Below are 16,247 nucleotides of genomic sequence, written 5' to 3'. Positions count from 1 at the left end.
AGTGCCATGACCGGGGCATGCCCGGGGCGTCCATGGTCAGCCGACGCTCGCATAGAAGGGCTCGAGTCCCGTCAGTAGATCGTCGATCAACGCGGCAACAGCGTCCACCTCGTTCAGGTGGATCACCTTCCGCGTCGTCGTCGGCTTGTCGAGCTTGTAGGTGAGTTCGGTGTAGGGATGCTTCGACATCCCCATGTAGACGCAGTACGGCCGATCTTCGATCCGGGTGTAGGTGACGTCGATGAAGAGCTTCCCACGAGTCGCCGAGAAGACCAGTTCCACGTCGTCGTGCGCAGCTTCTGTTTCAGTCAGATTGTTGACGACAACCGTCCAACTGGAGAGCCGGAGAGGAATCAGGTCCTTGTCGAGTGGGTTGAGGAACCGGGGGAGCAGGCCGTAGATGGCCTCGATGTCGTGGCCGGCCGCGATCGTCTTGTGGACGCTCCTGTCTTCGTCGTACATCCATCGGCCCAACGATCTCGACAGCAGAATCCGCTCGAGCGAGTAGCCGATGGCTGCGTTCTCATAGGAGAGGGAAACCGTCTCGCCGGTGATGCTGTTCACCGCGGTGAACAGGACGGTGTCATCGAACGGCACGTCCTGTGCGTTGTAGTGCTCGTCGACGAACGCATTGGAGTCGACACTCCACCCGCCGTCGACCTGGATCCCTCTTGTCCTGATCTTCGCCACCGAGCTCCCTCGAGTCCATCCTGCGTCCGTGAGCGTAGCCCGGCGCTCTCCACGGCTGCATCGACGGTCCCACGCCTAGGACATGCGGCGGGCGGCCTGCTCAGCGATCGTCGAGGAGGAGTTTTGCTGCGCGTTCGATCGTGTGTCAGCCCGAGTTGGCTGACTTGGCCGCGGTGAGTGTCTGCTCGAGAAGGACTGCGATGGTCATCGGGCCGACCCCGCCGGGCACCGGTGTGATGAGCCGCGCCCGCATGGCGGCACCGGCGTAGTCGACGTCGCCGAGGTTTCCCGGGTTGTAGCCGGCATCGATGACTACCGCGCCGTCTTTGATCCACTCGCCGGGGATCAGTTCGGGACGGCCGACGGCAGCTATGACGACATCGGCGCCCCGGACGTGCTCTGCCAGGTCCCGGGTGTGGGAGTGGCAGTAGGTGACGGTCGCATTTCGAGCGAGGAGCAGCATGCCGACTGGTTTCCCAAGGATCGGGCTGCGACCGACAACGACCGCGTGTCGCCCTGCGAGTGGGACGTCGTAGGCATCGAGGAGACGGAGTATTCCGCCGGGAGTGCAGGAGTGGAATCCGCTCTCGCCGAGCGCCATTGCGGCGAAGCTGTGCATAGTGACGCCGTCGACGTCCTTGGCGGGAATGATGGCCTCGAACGCGGCGCGTTCGTCGATGTGGTCCGGGACCGGGTGCTGCAACAGGATCCCGTCGACGGTTGGGTCCGCAGACAGGGCCGCGATCTCGGCGACGAGAGTGGCAGTGGTGGTGGCCGACGGGAGTTCAACGTATCTCGACTCCATGCCCACCTGGGCACACCGGTTGCGCTTCATACGGACATAGGTGTGAGAGGAGGGGTCGTCGCCGACCAGCACGGTAGCCAGACATGGTCGTCGTCCGTGCGTCTGGGTGAACTGCGCCGTCTCGCGGGCGATGTCTTCCAGGAGCTTTGCTGCTTCAGCGCAGCCATCGATGATCTGTGCGGTCACGGTCGGTCCTCTCGATCGAAGTCGAGGGACACCCAGGCGGTCGATGTCTGCTCTGCTCGCACTCCCCGATGGTTGCCCACCCGCGCCAGTCGTGCAGAGCAAGCGTAGCGGCGCGATTCACCGATAGCTACGACAGGAGACCGCCAGCCGGAAGAGCCATCGATTGGGTGCCCTGTTCGACGATCCCCACCAGGCCGCAGCGATTACAAACAGTGCGTGTCGGTGTCTCCTGGAACGATCGGTCGATGCAACCTGCCGTTCGTTCCGTCCGTGACCTTGTTTCCAACATCGAGCCACTCGACGACCTCGAGCGCGAACACATCTCAGATTCGCTGGCCTGGATCGAAAGCACCGATGACATCTTTCGCCGTGCCAAGCCGGCGACTCCACCACGTCACCTGGTGTCCTACACGGTTGTGGTGGATCCGTCCGATCAGAGCGTGTTTCTCGTCGACCACATCAAATCTGGACTGCAGCTCCCCACTGGCGGGCATGTCGAGCCCGGCGAACACCCCCTGGTTGCTGCCAGGCGGGAGACGAAGGAGGAGCTCGGCGTAGAAGCCGACTTCACCGTTGCCGGGACTGAACCGCTATTCCTCACAGTCACGGCAACCGTCGGAGCCGACAACAACCATGTCGATGTCAGCCTCTGGTACGTGGTCGCGGCGCGCCGCGACACGCGGTTCACCCTCGATCCCCGCGAGTTTCGTGGCGGCCGGTGGTGGACAGTTGGCGAAGTACGGACGGGCGACCCCCAACAGTTCGATCCGCACTTCCTTCGCTTCATCGACAAGTTGCGTGGTATTCGTCGGCCGAGCCGTAAGTCCGGTCAGCGGAAGAATCGGATCCCCGACATGGTCAACATCTCCCACTGTGCTGACCACGTGAAAGACCTTTCTGCGCTGGGACATTGGGAGAACGGTAAACAGGACACCCCGCTGGCATGAGGTATGGAGCGCTACGTTCGATCGGAAGCCCAGCGGGTACTCGAGCATCTCCCCGCGGCGTGCGGACGGCAGCCGTGGACCGATCTTCAATTTCAACTCGAACGGTTGGTCGCGCTGAGCAGCACCGGCGCCTGTTCCGGGGGGGGTCGCCACGTTGGCGACTCCGTGAAGGCTGGGCTGGATCGGCCCGCCCTGCAGGGCAGTAGTCAGGAGTGAAGGCGTCCGGTCTGTCGCGCGACAGCCTGAAGCGTCGTAGCGGATGCCGGCGACGCGGTAGGGGAAATCAGGCACGCGCGCACCGCGCAGGTGAACCGAAAACAATAGTAGGCGGCAAAGAAGGATGGTGTCTTGATTATGGGAATCTTCTTGAAGATCACTTATGATTCACAAGGAGGGAAAACGGCGGAAAAGGCCACGGTAAACCAGGGAATCCTGGACGACGTTCTCGATAGCCTGAATGACTATGCCTGGCAGGATCGGATTGCTCCCCAATTGCGAAACCTTGATGCCCAGTTCAGCCACATTACGCTCGGTTTGATCCTGCGGTTCTACCACATGGTCAATATCGAGAAGGGCAACCTGCGGTCGCTTGCTCGGTACACCAAGAAGGACGACAAGCTTCTGGTCGATCAGATGCTCGTCGTAGACGAGTACGAGGATCTATCGGAAGGGGAGACGAGGACACAACTTTGCGACGATATCGTGAGTCATCTCGAGCAAGCCCTCATGAGGTACAGGGACCGCTTCCAAGACTTTGATGCCGTTACGTTCATTCCGTTGCTCGGAGAGCGATTTGAAGAGATCAAGCAGCAAGGAAGTCGCTAGCTGTTGCGGTTCATGAGGTTGGTGATGGAGACCGCCGCCGCTCGGTTCATGAAGCGATGAGGGGCTCTGGGTAGCGACGCGACGCCGAGAGAGGCCATCAGCGCCTTGCTGAACGAACTGCTTCCACTGCACGACGCGCGCCGAGAGGAAGCGATCGTCCTCGGGGCCTTCAATACCGCGTAGATTCCGGAAATGGCATCACCGCGGAGGAAACGCTGGCGGCACCGCGCGCCTTGGTGGCAGTTGTGACAGAACAACTTCGGCGAGCCGATCGCCCAACGCCCTCCGCAAACCCGGAACTTGATGCCGAACTCATCTTGGCCGCTACCGGCGGAATCGCCCAAGGAATGCTCCCCGGCCACCACACGCCAGAGCTCGCGATCGACCTTGTCGACCGCCTCCTCGACCGCGTGCTCGACGCGGAGCACCCGTCTGCCCATCCAGCAGACAGCTAGGGCGGTATCCGGCGGGATCGCGCGACTCAGGAAAAGGTCGAGGTGATGGTGGGGTGGACGCTTCGGCAGGCAATCGGATTGAAGCGTGACCCTGCCGCCATTTCAGGTGTGCCTGGGCTCGGATGGTGATCATCGTGCGAATCGCCCCGTAACGGCCCCGCGGGTGGCTACGCTGCGACGCATGCGCAGATCGAGGATCTTGGCGGCAATGGGGGCGTTTTCAACTCTGGTGGCGGTGTGGGGCGGTGCAGTGACGCCTCCCGTGCTCGCGGGTGCCGCTCCGGTACAGCCGAGTGTCGACGACTTCTACCGTGCGCCGGACGGATTCGGAATGACAGCTCCCGGCACCATCCTGCGCGAGCGTCCGATACAGCTGGCGTCCTACTCCGCGTTGCCGTTCAACGCGCAGGCATGGCAACTTCTCTATCGAACAACGGATCTCGCGGGCAATCCCATGGCGAGCGTGACCACCGTGATCCTGCCTGCCGGCGCGCCTCCTCCTGGTGGGCGCCCGTTGCTGTCGTATCAGATGGCAACGGACAGTATCGATCCCGGCTGCGCGCCCTCTGTTGCTATGCGGCCTGGATCCGGACTCGAGGCATTCACCAGTCAGGGCCAGATGACCTTCGTCGGACAGGCTCTCCAACGGGGCTGGGCTGTATCGGTTCCCGATCACGAAGGGCCCGCGCCGCGTGTGGGCACTCCACGAGAGCCCGGTTATGTAGTGCTCGACGGCATCCGGGCCGCGGAGCAGTTCACTCCGCTCGGGCTCTCCGGGGCACAGACTCCGGTCGGGCTGTGGGGCTACTCGGGCGGCGGGCTCGCGTCCGCATGGGCCGCGCAAGTGCAGCCCACGTACGCGCCGGAGCTGAACGTACGAGGATTCGCGGTGGGCTCGCCGTCCCCGGATGCTGGGGCGGTCATCGACCATCTCGGCGGAACGCCCTGGGCTGGACTGCAGACAATGGTTCTCGCGTCGGCACGGCAGGTATTCCCCGACGCAGCACGCGAGATCGATGTACGCCTCACTCCGGAGGGACGCGCAGCGTTGGCCGCGCAGTCTGATCAGTGTCTGGCGTCCACGGTGGTCAACAACCTCTTTCGCGACAACACCGTCTACTGGACAGTCCCGTTCACGGAACTGATGCAGGTGCCCGCGGTTGCCGCCGCCATCGAGCAGACGAAACTCGGCGGCACTGCACCCACGGCTCCCATGTATCTGTACAGCGGCGTAAACGACGAGATCGTTCCGATCGCCACCGTCGATCGCCTGGCCGACACCTACTGTGCGGGCGGTACTCCGCTCACCTACCGCCGAGACGAAATCAGCCTGCACGCCACGCTCATGGTGACCGGCGCCGCAGACGCGCTGAACTGGCTGGGCGACAGGATCGGTGGCGAGCCGAGCGCGCCGGGTTGCGATACACAAACACTGACCTCGACCCTGCAGGCGCCGGGTGCCGCAGAGACCTACGTGTCGACCGCCCTGGGGATGGGTGACATCTTGATGGGCCGACCGATCGGGCCCCGGTAGATCGTCGGGTCACCTGCCTATTCCGGTTCAGGCTCGTCCGAATTGATGGCGCCGCACCATCCTCGATGTCGGTATCGAGTTCGGTGAGCTCCACATCAAGGGACATGATCTGCTGCGCGAGTTTGCCGACTGTCGCCGCGGCGACGTCCTGTCCCGGCACACGCACATGCTGAAGCGTTCGCAGCCTCGATGGCGATGGCCGCAACCTTGTCGGCGTTGTAGGTCTTGCGTTCCGTAGCCAGGACTCGATCGAGCCGAACCCGCCCGCTCCGCCGAAGCCCGTCGGGTGTCCGGTAGCCGGTCAGCAGGATCAGTGCCGCTTTGGTGTTGCTGACATCCAATGCTCGCTCCAGGGCAGGAAAGTAGGTGCTCAGCAGTGACCGCAGGCGGTTGATCGAGCGGGTTCGGTCCCGCATCAGGTCGGTTCGATACGACGTCAGAATCCGCAGTTCGACACTGCTTTCGTCGTCAGTCCGCATCGGGTGCAAGTCGCGGCGCATACGAGCCTGATCGGCGATGATCGCGGCGGCCATTCCCTTCCGGCTATACGCGCAGCGAAAAAGAAAAAGCCATACCGCGACGCCCCCAGACAGCCCGAACCTACGACACTGGGCCCGAGTTGCCCGGCAACGACGTTAAGGAAAAAGAGTGTTGAGCTGGTCTTTCTGATCTCCGCATTCCACGCCTTTGGCGTTCACCGCTGGTGTCCGAGTCGCCGCCCTCGGGCACGTCGGGCCGCCGTCAACCTCGATCAAAGCCGAACTGCAGGCGAGCGAATTGACTCCGCACTCGCCGACGCGATCGACGAAGCCCACTGCGACCCGCAGGCCGCCCGCTTCCTGTCGCACCCCGACACGGTTGCCGCACCGAGCGGGAGCTCGAACGCCTACTGGCCATCATTGCCAAGGCCTACGGATAATCTCTGCCCTTGCATGTCGATGTCGAAGAGCAAGAAGCGACGACCACCTGGTCAACCAGCGTCGCGTCTCGCTTATCTGCGCTACATCGCGAGAACAGCAGCAGCAGCGGCCTACCCCCGCGCCATGTCCACGAACCGCGACAGGTGCAGCTGGTGCGCGACGGTGATGGTCGCGGTGGGACCACCACGGTGCTTGCCGAGGATGATGTCGGCCTCGCCGCCGCGCGGGTCGTCACGCTCGAAGGCGTCGGGGCGGTGCAGCAGCATGACCATGTCGGCGTCCTGTTCGAGCGAGCCGGACTCACGAAGGTCGGAGACCTGCGGGCGCTTGTCCGTTCGCTGCTCGGGACCACGGTTGAGCTGACAGATCGCAACCACCGGCAGCTCGAGTTCCTTCGCGAGCAGCTTGAGGCTTCGCGAGAACTCGGAGACTTCCTGCTGGCGGGACTCGACCTTCTTGCCCGACGACATCAGCTGCAGGTAGTCGATCACGATCAGCTTGATGTCGTGCTTCTGCTTGAGCCGACGCGCCTTGGCCCGGATCTCCATCATCGTCAGGTTGGGGGAGTCGTCGATGTACAGCGGGGCCTCGCTGATCTCGCTCATCCGCCGCGCCAACCGCGTCCAGTCGTCGTCGGTCATCTTGCCCGAACGCATGTCCGAGAGCTTGATCTTCGCCTCCGCCGACAGCAGACGCATCACGATCTCGGTCTTGCTCATTTCCAGCGAGAAGATGACACTGGCCATGCCGTGCTTGATGGAGCACGAGCGCATGAAATCCATTCCAATGGTCGATTTTCCAACGCCGGGGCGCGCCGCGACGATGATCATCTGCCCGGGGTGCAGACCGTTGGTGACCTCGTCGAGTTCGGCGAATCCGGTGGGCACGCCGAGGGACAGGCCGCCGCGGCTGGCGATGGAGTCGATCTCGTCCATCGTGGGCTGCAGCAACTCCTCGAGCGGCATGAAGTCCTCGGTGGTGCGGCGCTCGGTGACCTCGAAGATCTCCGCCTGCGCGCGGTCCACCACCTCGGCGACGTCCTGGCCGTCGGAGCCGGCGTAGCCGTACTGCACGATGCGGGTGCCGGCGTCGACCAGGCGGCGCAGCACCGACTTCTCGGCCACGATCTCCGCGTAGAAGGCGGCGTTGGCCGCGGTCGGCACCGTCTGGGTGAGCGTCACCAGGTAGGGGGCGCCACCGATGCGGCGCAGCTCGCCGCGACGGTCCAGTTCGGCGGACACCGTCACCGGGTCGGCCGGCTCGCCGCGGCTGTACAGGTCGAGGATCGCGTCGTACACCGACTGATGTGCGGGACGGTAGAAGTCGCCCGGCCGCAGGACCTCGAGCACGTCGGCGATCGCGTCCTTGCTCAGCAGCATGCCGCCGAGCACCGACTGCTCGGCGACCATGTCCTGCGGAGGCTGCCGACCGAACTCCTCGCTGGGCTCCTCCGGGGGTCCCGGGTACTCGGAATGACCACGATCATCTACAACCGCCAACGCGACCGCCTTCCCCGCACGAGGCTTTCGGTCCCGCCCGAACCACTCGCCGGACGGCACCTTTCACACTCTTTGTACCCGTATCCCCCGACAATCTGTCGCCGCCCCGCGGGCGGCTCGAGAGACACGCTCGGCACGACGGTAGGGGCCTCGAGTACCCCTTACCAAACCGGGTTGTGGACAAGGCTGTAGATGAATTGGGGACGCGGAACTCTCGAGTGTTAACCGGCTGGGGAAATCTGGGGATAACCTGGGGATCGACGAACATCACACTCAACAATTCGCAGGTAGAAGGCGGTTTTTCTTTTCACAGCCCTGTGGATGAAAGGTAGTTCGGCGTGTCGCCCAGGTTGACAACCCGGGCGTGTTGGGTAAACGGCCACCCAACAGGGGTATGTCGCAGGTCACAATATTGGCACCGGGTGGCGAATCTATCCACAGTCCGTCCCCAGCCGACGCGAAGGGCCCCGCGGAACTGGTCCGCGGGGCCCTTCGGGAGAACGGGTCGACTACGCGCCGACGACGTTCAGGTGGAACTTGGCAGCAACCTCGGGGTGCAGGTTGACCACGATCTGGTGCTTGCCGGTGCTCTTGATGTGAGCCTTCGGCAGCTCCAGGCTGCGCTTGTCGACGACCGGGCCGCCGGCAGCCTTGATGGCGCCTGCAACGTCGGCCGCGGTGACGGAACCGAACAGCTTGCCCGAGTCACCGGCGGTCTTCACCGACAGCGACACACCCTCGAGACCCTCGATGGCAGCCTTGAGCTCCTTGGCGTGGTCGAGGCCACGGACCGCGCGCGCTTCCTGCGCACGACGGATGCCCTCGACCTGCTTCTGGGCGCCACGGGTGGCAACGATCGCCAGGCCGCGGGGGAGCAGGTAGTTACGGCCGTAGCCGTCCTTGACCTCAACGGTGTCGCCGGGCGCACCGAGGTTGTCCACGTCAGCGGTGAGGATCAGCTTCATGTCGTCCCTCCCTTTCCTTAGCGAGCCGTCGAGACGTAAGGCAGCAGGGCCACCTCACGCGAGTTCTTCACGGCAACGGCCACGTCGCGCTGGTGCTGAACGCAGTTGCCGGTGACACGGCGGGCGCGGATCTTGCCGCGGTCGCTGACGTACTTACGCAGCAGCGTCGTGTCCTTGTAGTCGATCTGCGTGTTCTTTTCCTTGCAGAACGTGCAGACCTTCTTCTTCATAACCTTGTCGCGCAGCGGCGGCTTCGGCATGTCTTTCTCCGTTTTCTGGATGTTCCGATCGGGTACGGATCAGAACGGCGGTTCGTCGTCTCCGCCACGGGCGCCTCCGAAGGAGCCCGCCTGCGGCGCGCTGCCCCACGGATCGTCTCCGCCCTGGCTGTAATTGTTGGACGCCGGACGTCCGCCGCCGGATCCGCCGGAGGAGCCACCGAAGCCGCCCCCGCCACCGCCGCCACCACGGTTGGCCTTGTTGACCTTGGCCGTGGCGTAACGGAGCGAGGGGCCGATCTCGTCGACCTCGAGCTCTACGACAGTGCGCTTCTCACCTTCACGAGTTTCGTAGGAGCGCTGCTTGAGCCGGCCGCTCACGATCACTCGCGAGCCGCGGGTCAAGCTCTCCGCCACGTTTTCCGCTGCCTCGCGCCAGATGTTGCAACGCAAGAACAGGGCCTCGCCGTCTTTCCATTCATTGGTCTGACGGTCGAAGGTGCGGGGCGTGGACGCGACGGTGAAGTTCGCGACCGCGGCACCCGCGGGGGTGAAACGAAGCTCGGGATCAGCCGTCAGGTTTCCGATGACGGTGATTACGGTGTCGCCTGCCATGTGGTTCCTCCTGCTGTGTGTGGAGTTCCTGTTGGTCCAAAGCCTAGGGGCTGGTACCGACGGTGCCGGTACCGACCGAATCCTGTGCCTGGATCAGACGGGAATCACTTGCCGTGGCGCAGGACCTTCGTACGAAGCACCGACTCGTTCAGACCCAGCTGACGGTCGAGCTCGTTGACGGTGGCCGGCTCGGCGGTGATATCGATGACCGCGTAGATGCCTTCGCTGTTCTTGGCGATCTCGTACGCGAGACGACGCTTACCCCACACGTCGACCTTGTCGACATTGCCGCCATCCTTGCGGACGACATTGAGGAACGTATCCAGCGACGGGGCGACAGTGCGCTCGTCCAGGCTGGGGTCGAGAATGACCATCAATTCGTAATGACGCATAAGACCTCATCACCTCCTATGGACTGTGAAACGGCCACGGACTGTCCGTGGCAGGAGGGTCGTTGCGTCAGCAACCTTTGCAGGGTACACGAGCGCCCTTTGACCTGCGAAATTGGTCCGGACGGTCGCTTCCCGTCGCGATCTGCGACCGCAGCCGATCACACCGATGACCGGGATCGCCCTACGCTGGATTTCATGCGGGCGGCGGCGAACATCCGGGCCGGAACGACGGTCACCGTCCTCACCGCCTGCCTGCTCACACTGATCCTGGGCTACCTCGACAAATCCCGCTGCATCGGTCCACCGTTCGGCGCCGACGGGCGCAGCCTGATCTTCGACAGGATCAAGGACCGCGACGTCTGCTACTCCGACATCCAGCTCCTGTGGCTGGGCCGCGGCATCGACCAGCACCTGTTCCCGTACGCCGGCGGCATCACCGCCGACGGGACCCTCACCGGCAGCACCGTCGAGTACCCGGTGCTCAGCGGCCTGCTGATGTGGCTCGGCGGGATCGGCGCCCACACCGATGCCGCGTTCCTGCTGCATTCGGCGCTGCTGCTGGCCCCGTTCGGGCTGCTCACCGCGTGGATGCTCGGACGGCTCGCGGGGCGCGCCGCGTTGCTGTGGGCGGCCACGCCGCCGCTGCTGCTGTACGCGTTCCACAACTGGGAGCTCCCCGTCGTCGCGACGTCGGTCGGGGCGATCGCGGTGATGGCGTCGCACCGCTGGCCGCTGCGTACCCGTGCGGTGCTCGCCGCCGTCCTGCTCGGGGTCGGGTTCTGTCTCAAGCTCTATCCGGGACTGTTCGTGCTGCCGCTGGCGCTGTACGTCCTCACCGAGGGCCGGGACCGGAACCGTCTCGACGTCCGGGGCGCCGCCGCGGTACTCGGGGCCGCGGCCGCGACGGTGGTCGCGATCAATGTGCCGTTCGCGCTGACCCACTACGACGGCTGGCGCGCGTCGTTCACGTTCCAGCAACTGCGCACGGCCGATCTCACCAGCAACAGCGTCTGGTACTGGGGCCTGCGGCCGTTGATGGGTGTCGACGGGCACGGCTCCGACACCTACGACCACATCGTCGGCATCGTCTCGCCGCTCGCGCTGTGCGCCGGGCTCGCCCTCGCGGTGTGGCTGGGCTGGAAGCACTTCGAACGCTGCGGCAGCTATCCGTGGATCGGTGTGAGCGGCGCGATGCTGTGCGCGTTCCTGCTGCTGCACAAGGTGCACTCGCCGCAGTACACGCTGTGGCTGCTCCCGTTCCTGGTGCTGCTGCGGGTGCCGTGGGCGCTGGTCGCGGCGTACCTGGTGGCCGACCTGACGCTCGGTATCGGAGTGTTCCGCTGGTTCGACGCCCTCGCCACCCAGTCCGACAGCGGCGTCACCGAGTTCGTCGTCAACCTCGGTGTGTGGGGGCAGGCCGGGCTGCTCGTCGTGCTGTTCTTCGTCTTCGTCGGCGCCCCGCTGCGTCGGACGGACGCCGGCGACCCCGCACCCGCGAGGCCACCGGCACCGGTCCCGGCAGCGGCGCCCTGACCGGGCTCGGCCGGACCGCTCCGCACCGGCCTGCTGCGCGGTAGCGTTTCGAGCGCTATGGAATCCGCACCGATGCGCCCGCTGCTCCGCGTCGCCGCGCCGGCCGCGGTGGCGTCGGCGGCCGTCGCCGCGTGCGGGTTCGTGCTCTGGGCCGACCCGACGACACCGGGTGGGATCATCCCGGTGTGTCCGACGAAGTCCCTGCTCGGCATCGACTGCCCGGTCTGCGGCAGCACCCGCATGCTGTACTCGCTGCTCCACCTCGACGTCGGGGCCGCGCTGCGCTACAACGCGGTGGGAGTCGTCGCCGTGGTTCTCCTCCTCGTCGCGTTCGGCGCCTGGACCTGGGGACGGCTCCGGGGTCGTCGAGTGTTCCGCGCGCCGTATCTCCGACGCGTTCCCGCAGCCGTGCTCGCCGTGACCGCGGTCTGGTTCGTGGTCAGGAACATTCCGATCCCACCGTTCACCGAGCTGCGGATCTGAGCGACCGCTGCGCGAGATGTCGTCCGTTCGAACGGCTCCCGGACCGGGCACGACCCCGGTACTCTGAGGCGTTCCACGCGCATCCGGCAGCTCGAGATCGTAGTGAAAGAACCCTTCGGTTACCGAATCACTCTCTCCACCAACGGAACCATTCGTAGCGTCCTGAGCGGGCAGGACGCCCGGCACAATCGACCCGACGGAGACAGTCCATGACTCGTGACGATCCGTGGAACACCGAACCGCCCATGCACGGGTACCCGCAGCACGGCGGCGGCTACCCGCCGCAGTTCCTGCAGGCACCGCCCCCACCCCCCGGCTACCCGCCGCAGACGGGATACGGGCCGCCGGAACGCCCGCGACGCCGTGGCCCGCTCCTGCTCGTGAGCGCGCTCGTCCTCGTCGTCGCGCTCGTCGCCGGCGGTGCCTTCTGGTATCTCACGACAAGAGATGATCCGGGCAACACGGTGACAGCGAAAGGACTGCTGCACTACACCTTTCCCACGACACCCGCGGCGTCGTGGACCGTCACCCCCAGCGATGTCGGGGGACGACCGGGGGATTCCTTCTATGCCCCCACGACGGTAACGGGTATGGGAACTTCGCCCGGCTTCCTCGACACCGGTGGGACTCTGGTCACGTTGATGGCCGCAAGCTCACCGGACCCCGAACCCATGCTGGTCGGCCTCGATTCGGCGTCGGGAGAAGCGCGCTGGACCAGTGATGCCACCGACACGAGTTGCCTGATGACCGTCGTGGACAACGCAATGCCGTGCGTTGTCCGGTCCGGCAGGACGACGAACATCGTCGAGTTCGTCGACGTGAACACGGGTGCGACACGTAGTTCGTTCGCCCCGGAATACACCGTGAGCGACGCGACGACTGACGGTTCGACGATCTTCCTCGCCGGATACGACGGCCGTACCTGGTTCTACACGAGCGGGACGGTCGACGACCCCACCGGCAACTGGTCTTCCGGGGCACTCGAACCCGACCTGTGCCCGGGTGGCGCCGACGGAGCATCGTTCCGATACTCCGGGGGAAAACTGTTCCACACCGCCGGAATCAGCACCTGGATCGTCGATGCGGCGACGGGCGCGCCGGCCAGTTCCGAGGCCTTCCGCAGCAGCCTGCCGGTCGGCGACGGCTATGCGAAGCAGAGCTGCGCGGAGTTCCAGGGTTCGCAGCGTACGACGGCGGCGACGGTCACCGTCGTCGACGGTTCCGGAGACACCGTCTTCGAGAGGGACGGATCGCTTCGCGAACCCGGTCCTGTCGTCACGGCCCGCACGCAGGTCCCGTTGTTCATCGGCGACAGCGCGTACGCACCGGACAGCGGCGATTTCCTGTGGGATTCGAATGCACTTCCCCCCGAGGGAATCTGGGCGCGGGTCGCGGTGGTGGGCGACTCCGTCCTCGCCGTCGGTGACGGGTCGCTGACGGCCGTGGATCCCGACGACGGGACGACGCGCTGGGAGGTTCCGATCGGAGATCACGTGCAGATCGGACCCACCGACGGTGAGCGGATTCTCGTCGCCGACGACTCCGGCGTCGACGCCTACGACCTCACCGACGGCACTCGGGCGTGGTCGATCCGCGAACCGGCGTCCTGGATCGGTACGGCCGGTGACCGATTCGCGGTGACCGACGGGCAGTCGATCACCGCCTACGCGGCCACCGGCGGGCCCTCGACGCTACCCGGATCGGACTCCTCCGCATCCGACAGCGACTCTGCGGCAAGCGGTTCCGGAGGCAGCGAGCTGGTCACCAAGTGCGGCAGCCGACCCCGGTTGGAACCGGTGTCGTTCCGCACCGACGCGGGCGGATTGGTCGTCGAGATGCGGGTGCGGGCCGCCTGCCCCGGTGGTGACATCGTCTCGACGGACGCCCTGCGGGTAACCATCTCGGACAACGGAGTTCCGGTGGCATCGTCGACGTTCGACTTCTCGGACGACCCGTTGGTGGTGCCGTCGAACCGAACCGGGGGAGCGGACTACTCCTCGGCACAGTTGCGGTATCCGCTGGGTTCGTTCTGGCGACTGCCGAACTCACTGGGCGACGGCAGGGGCGGCGTCGGGGACACCGTGGTGGACTGCGAGGACGAGGGATCCTCGACCGGCCCCACCTCGGCGCCGGAGCCGTCGGGCACGTCGACGCCGGCGACGTTCGACCCCAAGACATCCGCTGTCTCGCGAGTCGACGCCGAGTCCGCGAGCCGGGACGCTCTTCGCGAGCAGGCCGACGCCGACGCGCCCTTCGTGCGATCCGACCTCGCCGACCGCTGGGTGCCGCTGCTCAGTTCCAAGCGCCCGGGACTGGTCGCCGACGGGATCACGTGGAACAACGCCGAAATCCTGCGGGAGCACCTGGACCTGCGATTGCGTTTCCCGGAGGTGCGCCTGATGTGGAGCGGCGACTGGAGCACGTTCACCGAGCGGGACTGGTGGGTGACGGCGGCCGGGGTCACCTTCCCGACGCCGGAGGGCGCCAATGCGTGGTGCGACAGCAAGGGGTTCGACGCCGACCACTGCTTCGCCAAGCTGATCAGCACCACGCACTCGGTCGACGGGAGCACGCTCTACCGGAAGTAGGTACTCACTCCGTGCGCACCGGGACCCGAGGGCGCAGCCACGCCGGCAACCACTTCGGTGGCGCGTCCTCGGCCTGGTCGAGGACGCCGCCGACGGGGTCGTCGATGAAGCCGAACCGCACCAGGTCCTCCGACGGCCGGTAGATCTGCCGCAGCACCAGGGCGCACAGTACGAGGACGGCGAGGTCCCGCAGCACCACGGTCCCGGTGAACCACTGCTCGGGCAGGCCCTTGTTGGACACTCCGAGGTAGTACATCATCCGCGGCACCCAGACGAGGGCGTCGATCGTCATCCACGCCAGCAGGATCCGGCGGTGGGGGAGCGCGAGGACCGCGAGCGGCACCAGCCACAGCGAATACTGTGGGCTCCATACCTTGTTGGTGAGCAGGAATCCGGCAACCAGCAGGAAGCACAGTTGTGCCACCCGGGGTCGGCGCGGCGCGGTCAGGGCCACCCAGGCGACACCGGCGCAGACCGCGACGAACGCCAACAGCGACACCGCGTTCAACACGCTGGGCGCCTCACCCGCGGCGAGGGGGCCGTCGAACCCGGTCCACCCGGTGAACGAGGTGATGACGTTGTAGATCGAGTCGGGGTCGGCGCCGCGCTCGGAGTTGAGCCGGAAGAACTCGGCCCATCCGCGCGGGAACAGCACCGCGATGGGCAGATTCACCACCAGCCAGGCACCTGCGGCGGCCGCGGTGGCCTGCCACCACGGGCGCATCCGTCCCGCACGCAGACACAGCACCAGCAGCGCCCCGAGCAGGAACAGGGGATAGAGCTTAGCGGCGCCGCCGAGGCCGAGGAGGACACCGGCGAGAACCGGACGTTTGCGCGACCACGCGAGCAGACCACCCGCCGCGAAGGCCGTCGCCAACAGGTCGAAGTTGGTGAACGCGTGCACGATCACCAGCGGCGAGCACGCGACGAGCGCCGCGTCCCACACGCGACGGCCGGCCAGCAGCGCGCTGGCCCACACCGTCACCAGCCACGCCACGGCCAGGCCGAGCGCCACCACGTTGAAGTAGATCGCGACCTGCAGACCGCCGGGCAGCCACGGCGTCGCGTCCCACGCCTTCGCGACCACCATCGACGCGTACTGGTACAGCCCGGACAGCACCGGGTACTCCATGTAGCGACGCTGCACGGACCCGTCGGCGGCCGGCTCCTCCCACCACTTCTTGTACGGGAAGGCACCCTCGTCGAGATGTTCGGCGCCGTACAGCGGGACGGTGTCGGAGTAACACATCGCCACGTACTGACGGTTGCCGCTCCAGTCCAGTCCCAGCGCGCCTTCGGCACCGACCGGGCCCTGCTGGATGCAGCCGGCCTTGGTGAACCAACCGAGACTCAGGAACACCACGGCCAGCAGCAGGATCACCCGCATCGGGGTGAAGAAGCGGGTCCGCCCGATCAACGCGTGCCGACCGACCGGGCCACCGATCGTCGACGACAGTTGTGCCGTCAGCGGATCGGTGTGCCCCGGCACGTCCCGCCAGTCCGCGGAGCGCCGATCCGCCGCGAGCGGCGCCGGCGACACCAGCTCGACGCCGGTGTCGGTCTCGGTGCTGCCCGGTGCGTTGTCGGCCACC

General features: G+C 65.8%; 16 protein-coding genes and 1 riboswitch. Of the genes, 6 read left to right on the top strand and 10 right to left on the bottom strand.

Features of this window, described 5'->3' with window-relative positions; all coding sequences use genetic code 11:
* Positions 1 to 36 precede the first annotated feature (36 nt).
* Complete coding sequence (locus tag AC1RIF_RS12425) at positions 37 to 690, bottom strand: hypothetical protein (protein ID WP_492601662.1); 654 nt, start codon at positions 688 to 690, stop codon at positions 37 to 39.
* A gap of 145 nt (positions 691 to 835) precedes the next feature.
* Positions 836 to 1,681, bottom strand: coding sequence for a bifunctional 5,10-methylenetetrahydrofolate dehydrogenase/5,10-methenyltetrahydrofolate cyclohydrolase (locus AC1RIF_RS12420; RefSeq protein ID WP_492601661.1), 846 nt, complete (start codon positions 1,679 to 1,681; stop codon positions 836 to 838).
* A gap of 23 nt (positions 1,682 to 1,704) precedes the next feature.
* Positions 1,705 to 1,784: riboswitch (ZMP/ZTP riboswitch) on the bottom strand.
* A 142-nt stretch (positions 1,785 to 1,926) separates the two neighbouring features.
* On the opposite strand from AC1RIF_RS12420, the gene AC1RIF_RS12415 reads away from it, so the two are divergent.
* On the top strand, positions 1,927 to 2,628 hold the full coding sequence (locus tag AC1RIF_RS12415) for an NUDIX hydrolase (protein WP_492601660.1): 702 nt from the start codon (positions 1,927 to 1,929) through the stop codon (positions 2,626 to 2,628).
* A gap of 354 nt (positions 2,629 to 2,982) precedes the next feature.
* A complete protein-coding gene (locus AC1RIF_RS12410; protein WP_492601659.1) occupies positions 2,983 to 3,453 on the top strand; it encodes an Imm44 family immunity protein in 471 nt (156 codons plus the stop codon).
* Here the strand turns inward: AC1RIF_RS12410 and AC1RIF_RS12405 are convergent.
* The gene (locus tag AC1RIF_RS12405) at positions 3,450 to 3,881 is read right to left on the bottom strand and encodes a hypothetical protein (RefSeq protein WP_492601658.1); all 432 of its coding nucleotides are present in this window, start codon (positions 3,879 to 3,881) and stop codon (positions 3,450 to 3,452) included. The two genes, AC1RIF_RS12410 and AC1RIF_RS12405, sit on opposite strands and share 4 nt — an antisense overlap.
* 112 nt (positions 3,882 to 3,993) lie before the next feature.
* Between AC1RIF_RS12405 and AC1RIF_RS12400 the strand changes: the two genes are divergently transcribed.
* On the top strand, positions 3,994 to 5,442 hold the full coding sequence (locus tag AC1RIF_RS12400; RefSeq protein ID WP_492601657.1) for a lipase family protein: 1,449 nt from the start codon (positions 3,994 to 3,996) through the stop codon (positions 5,440 to 5,442).
* Between the two features lie 95 nt (positions 5,443 to 5,537).
* On the opposite strand, the gene AC1RIF_RS12395 is transcribed toward AC1RIF_RS12400, so the two are convergent.
* The 6 genes from AC1RIF_RS12395 to rpsF form a co-directional block, all read right to left on the bottom strand.
* Positions 5,538 to 5,975, bottom strand: a complete 438-nt coding sequence (locus AC1RIF_RS12395) for an IS110 family transposase (protein ID WP_492601656.1) — start codon at positions 5,973 to 5,975, stop codon at positions 5,538 to 5,540.
* 497 nt (positions 5,976 to 6,472) lie between these two features.
* Positions 6,473 to 7,861 carry a replicative DNA helicase gene (gene dnaB / locus AC1RIF_RS12390; protein ID WP_492601655.1) on the bottom strand — a complete coding sequence of 463 codons (1,389 nt, stop codon included), beginning with the start codon at positions 7,859 to 7,861 and terminating at the stop codon, positions 6,473 to 6,475.
* 509 nt (positions 7,862 to 8,370) lie between these two features.
* Positions 8,371 to 8,826 (bottom strand): 50S ribosomal protein L9, encoded by a 456-nt coding sequence (rplI, locus tag AC1RIF_RS12385; RefSeq protein ID WP_492601654.1) that lies wholly within the window; start codon positions 8,824 to 8,826, stop codon positions 8,371 to 8,373.
* A 17-nt stretch (positions 8,827 to 8,843) separates the two neighbouring features.
* The gene (rpsR, locus tag AC1RIF_RS12380) at positions 8,844 to 9,086 is read right to left on the bottom strand and encodes a 30S ribosomal protein S18 (RefSeq protein WP_031936841.1); all 243 of its coding nucleotides are present in this window, start codon (positions 9,084 to 9,086) and stop codon (positions 8,844 to 8,846) included.
* A gap of 39 nt (positions 9,087 to 9,125) precedes the next feature.
* The gene (locus tag AC1RIF_RS12375) at positions 9,126 to 9,659 is read right to left on the bottom strand and encodes a single-stranded DNA-binding protein (RefSeq protein WP_114720113.1); all 534 of its coding nucleotides are present in this window, start codon (positions 9,657 to 9,659) and stop codon (positions 9,126 to 9,128) included.
* A gap of 104 nt (positions 9,660 to 9,763) precedes the next feature.
* Positions 9,764 to 10,051, bottom strand: coding sequence for a 30S ribosomal protein S6 (rpsF, locus tag AC1RIF_RS12370; RefSeq protein ID WP_492601653.1), 288 nt, complete (start codon positions 10,049 to 10,051; stop codon positions 9,764 to 9,766).
* A gap of 195 nt (positions 10,052 to 10,246) precedes the next feature.
* Here rpsF and AC1RIF_RS12365 point away from each other — a divergent pair, with 195 nt between their 5' ends.
* The 3 genes from AC1RIF_RS12365 (at position 10,247) to AC1RIF_RS12355 (ending at position 14,655) form a co-directional block, all read left to right on the top strand.
* Entirely contained in the window at positions 10,247 to 11,584 is a 1,338-nt protein-coding gene (locus tag AC1RIF_RS12365; protein WP_492601652.1) for a glycosyltransferase 87 family protein, read from the top strand.
* Between the two features lie 57 nt (positions 11,585 to 11,641).
* A complete protein-coding gene (locus tag AC1RIF_RS12360) occupies positions 11,642 to 12,067 on the top strand; it encodes a DUF2752 domain-containing protein (protein WP_492601651.1) in 426 nt (141 codons plus the stop codon).
* 209 nt (positions 12,068 to 12,276) lie between these two features.
* Positions 12,277 to 14,655, top strand: coding sequence for an outer membrane protein assembly factor BamB family protein (locus AC1RIF_RS12355; RefSeq protein ID WP_492601650.1), 2,379 nt, complete (start codon positions 12,277 to 12,279; stop codon positions 14,653 to 14,655).
* Positions 14,656 to 14,659: 4 nt separating this feature from the next.
* Here the strand turns inward: AC1RIF_RS12355 and AC1RIF_RS12350 are convergent, their stop codons facing one another.
* Positions 14,660 to 16,246: a glycosyltransferase family 87 protein gene (locus AC1RIF_RS12350; RefSeq protein WP_492601649.1), complete on the bottom strand. Its 1,587-nt coding sequence runs from the start codon at positions 16,244 to 16,246 to the stop codon at positions 14,660 to 14,662.
* Position 16,247: the final 1 nt, after the last annotated feature.

It is taken from the genome of Prescottella sp. GW823-FHT02E09, assembly GCF_058797375.1.
This window is presented reverse-complemented; position numbering and strand designations above follow the sequence as displayed.

Bases quoted from the DNA above. Each gene is read 5' to 3' on its own strand.
- AC1RIF_RS12415 (WP_492601660.1), top strand. From the start codon at position 1,927: ATGCAACCTGCCGTTCGTTCCGTCCGTGACCTTGTTTCCAACATCGAG.
- AC1RIF_RS12410 (WP_492601659.1), top strand. From the start codon at position 2,983: ATGGGAATCTTCTTGAAGATCACTTATGATTCACAAGGAGGGAAAACG.
- AC1RIF_RS12395 (WP_492601656.1), bottom strand. From the start codon at position 5,975: ATGGCCGCCGCGATCATCGCCGATCAGGCTCGTATGCGCCGCGACTTG.
- rplI (WP_492601654.1), bottom strand. From the start codon at position 8,826: ATGAAGCTGATCCTCACCGCTGACGTGGACAACCTCGGTGCGCCCGGC.
- rpsR (WP_031936841.1), bottom strand. From the start codon at position 9,086: ATGCCGAAGCCGCCGCTGCGCGACAAGGTTATGAAGAAGAAGGTCTGC.
- AC1RIF_RS12375 (WP_114720113.1), bottom strand. From the start codon at position 9,659: ATGGCAGGCGACACCGTAATCACCGTCATCGGAAACCTGACGGCTGAT.
- rpsF (WP_492601653.1), bottom strand. From the start codon at position 10,051: ATGCGTCATTACGAATTGATGGTCATTCTCGACCCCAGCCTGGACGAG.
- AC1RIF_RS12365 (WP_492601652.1), top strand. From the start codon at position 10,247: ATGCGGGCGGCGGCGAACATCCGGGCCGGAACGACGGTCACCGTCCTC.
- AC1RIF_RS12360 (WP_492601651.1), top strand. From the start codon at position 11,642: ATGGAATCCGCACCGATGCGCCCGCTGCTCCGCGTCGCCGCGCCGGCC.
- AC1RIF_RS12355 (WP_492601650.1), top strand. From the start codon at position 12,277: ATGACTCGTGACGATCCGTGGAACACCGAACCGCCCATGCACGGGTAC.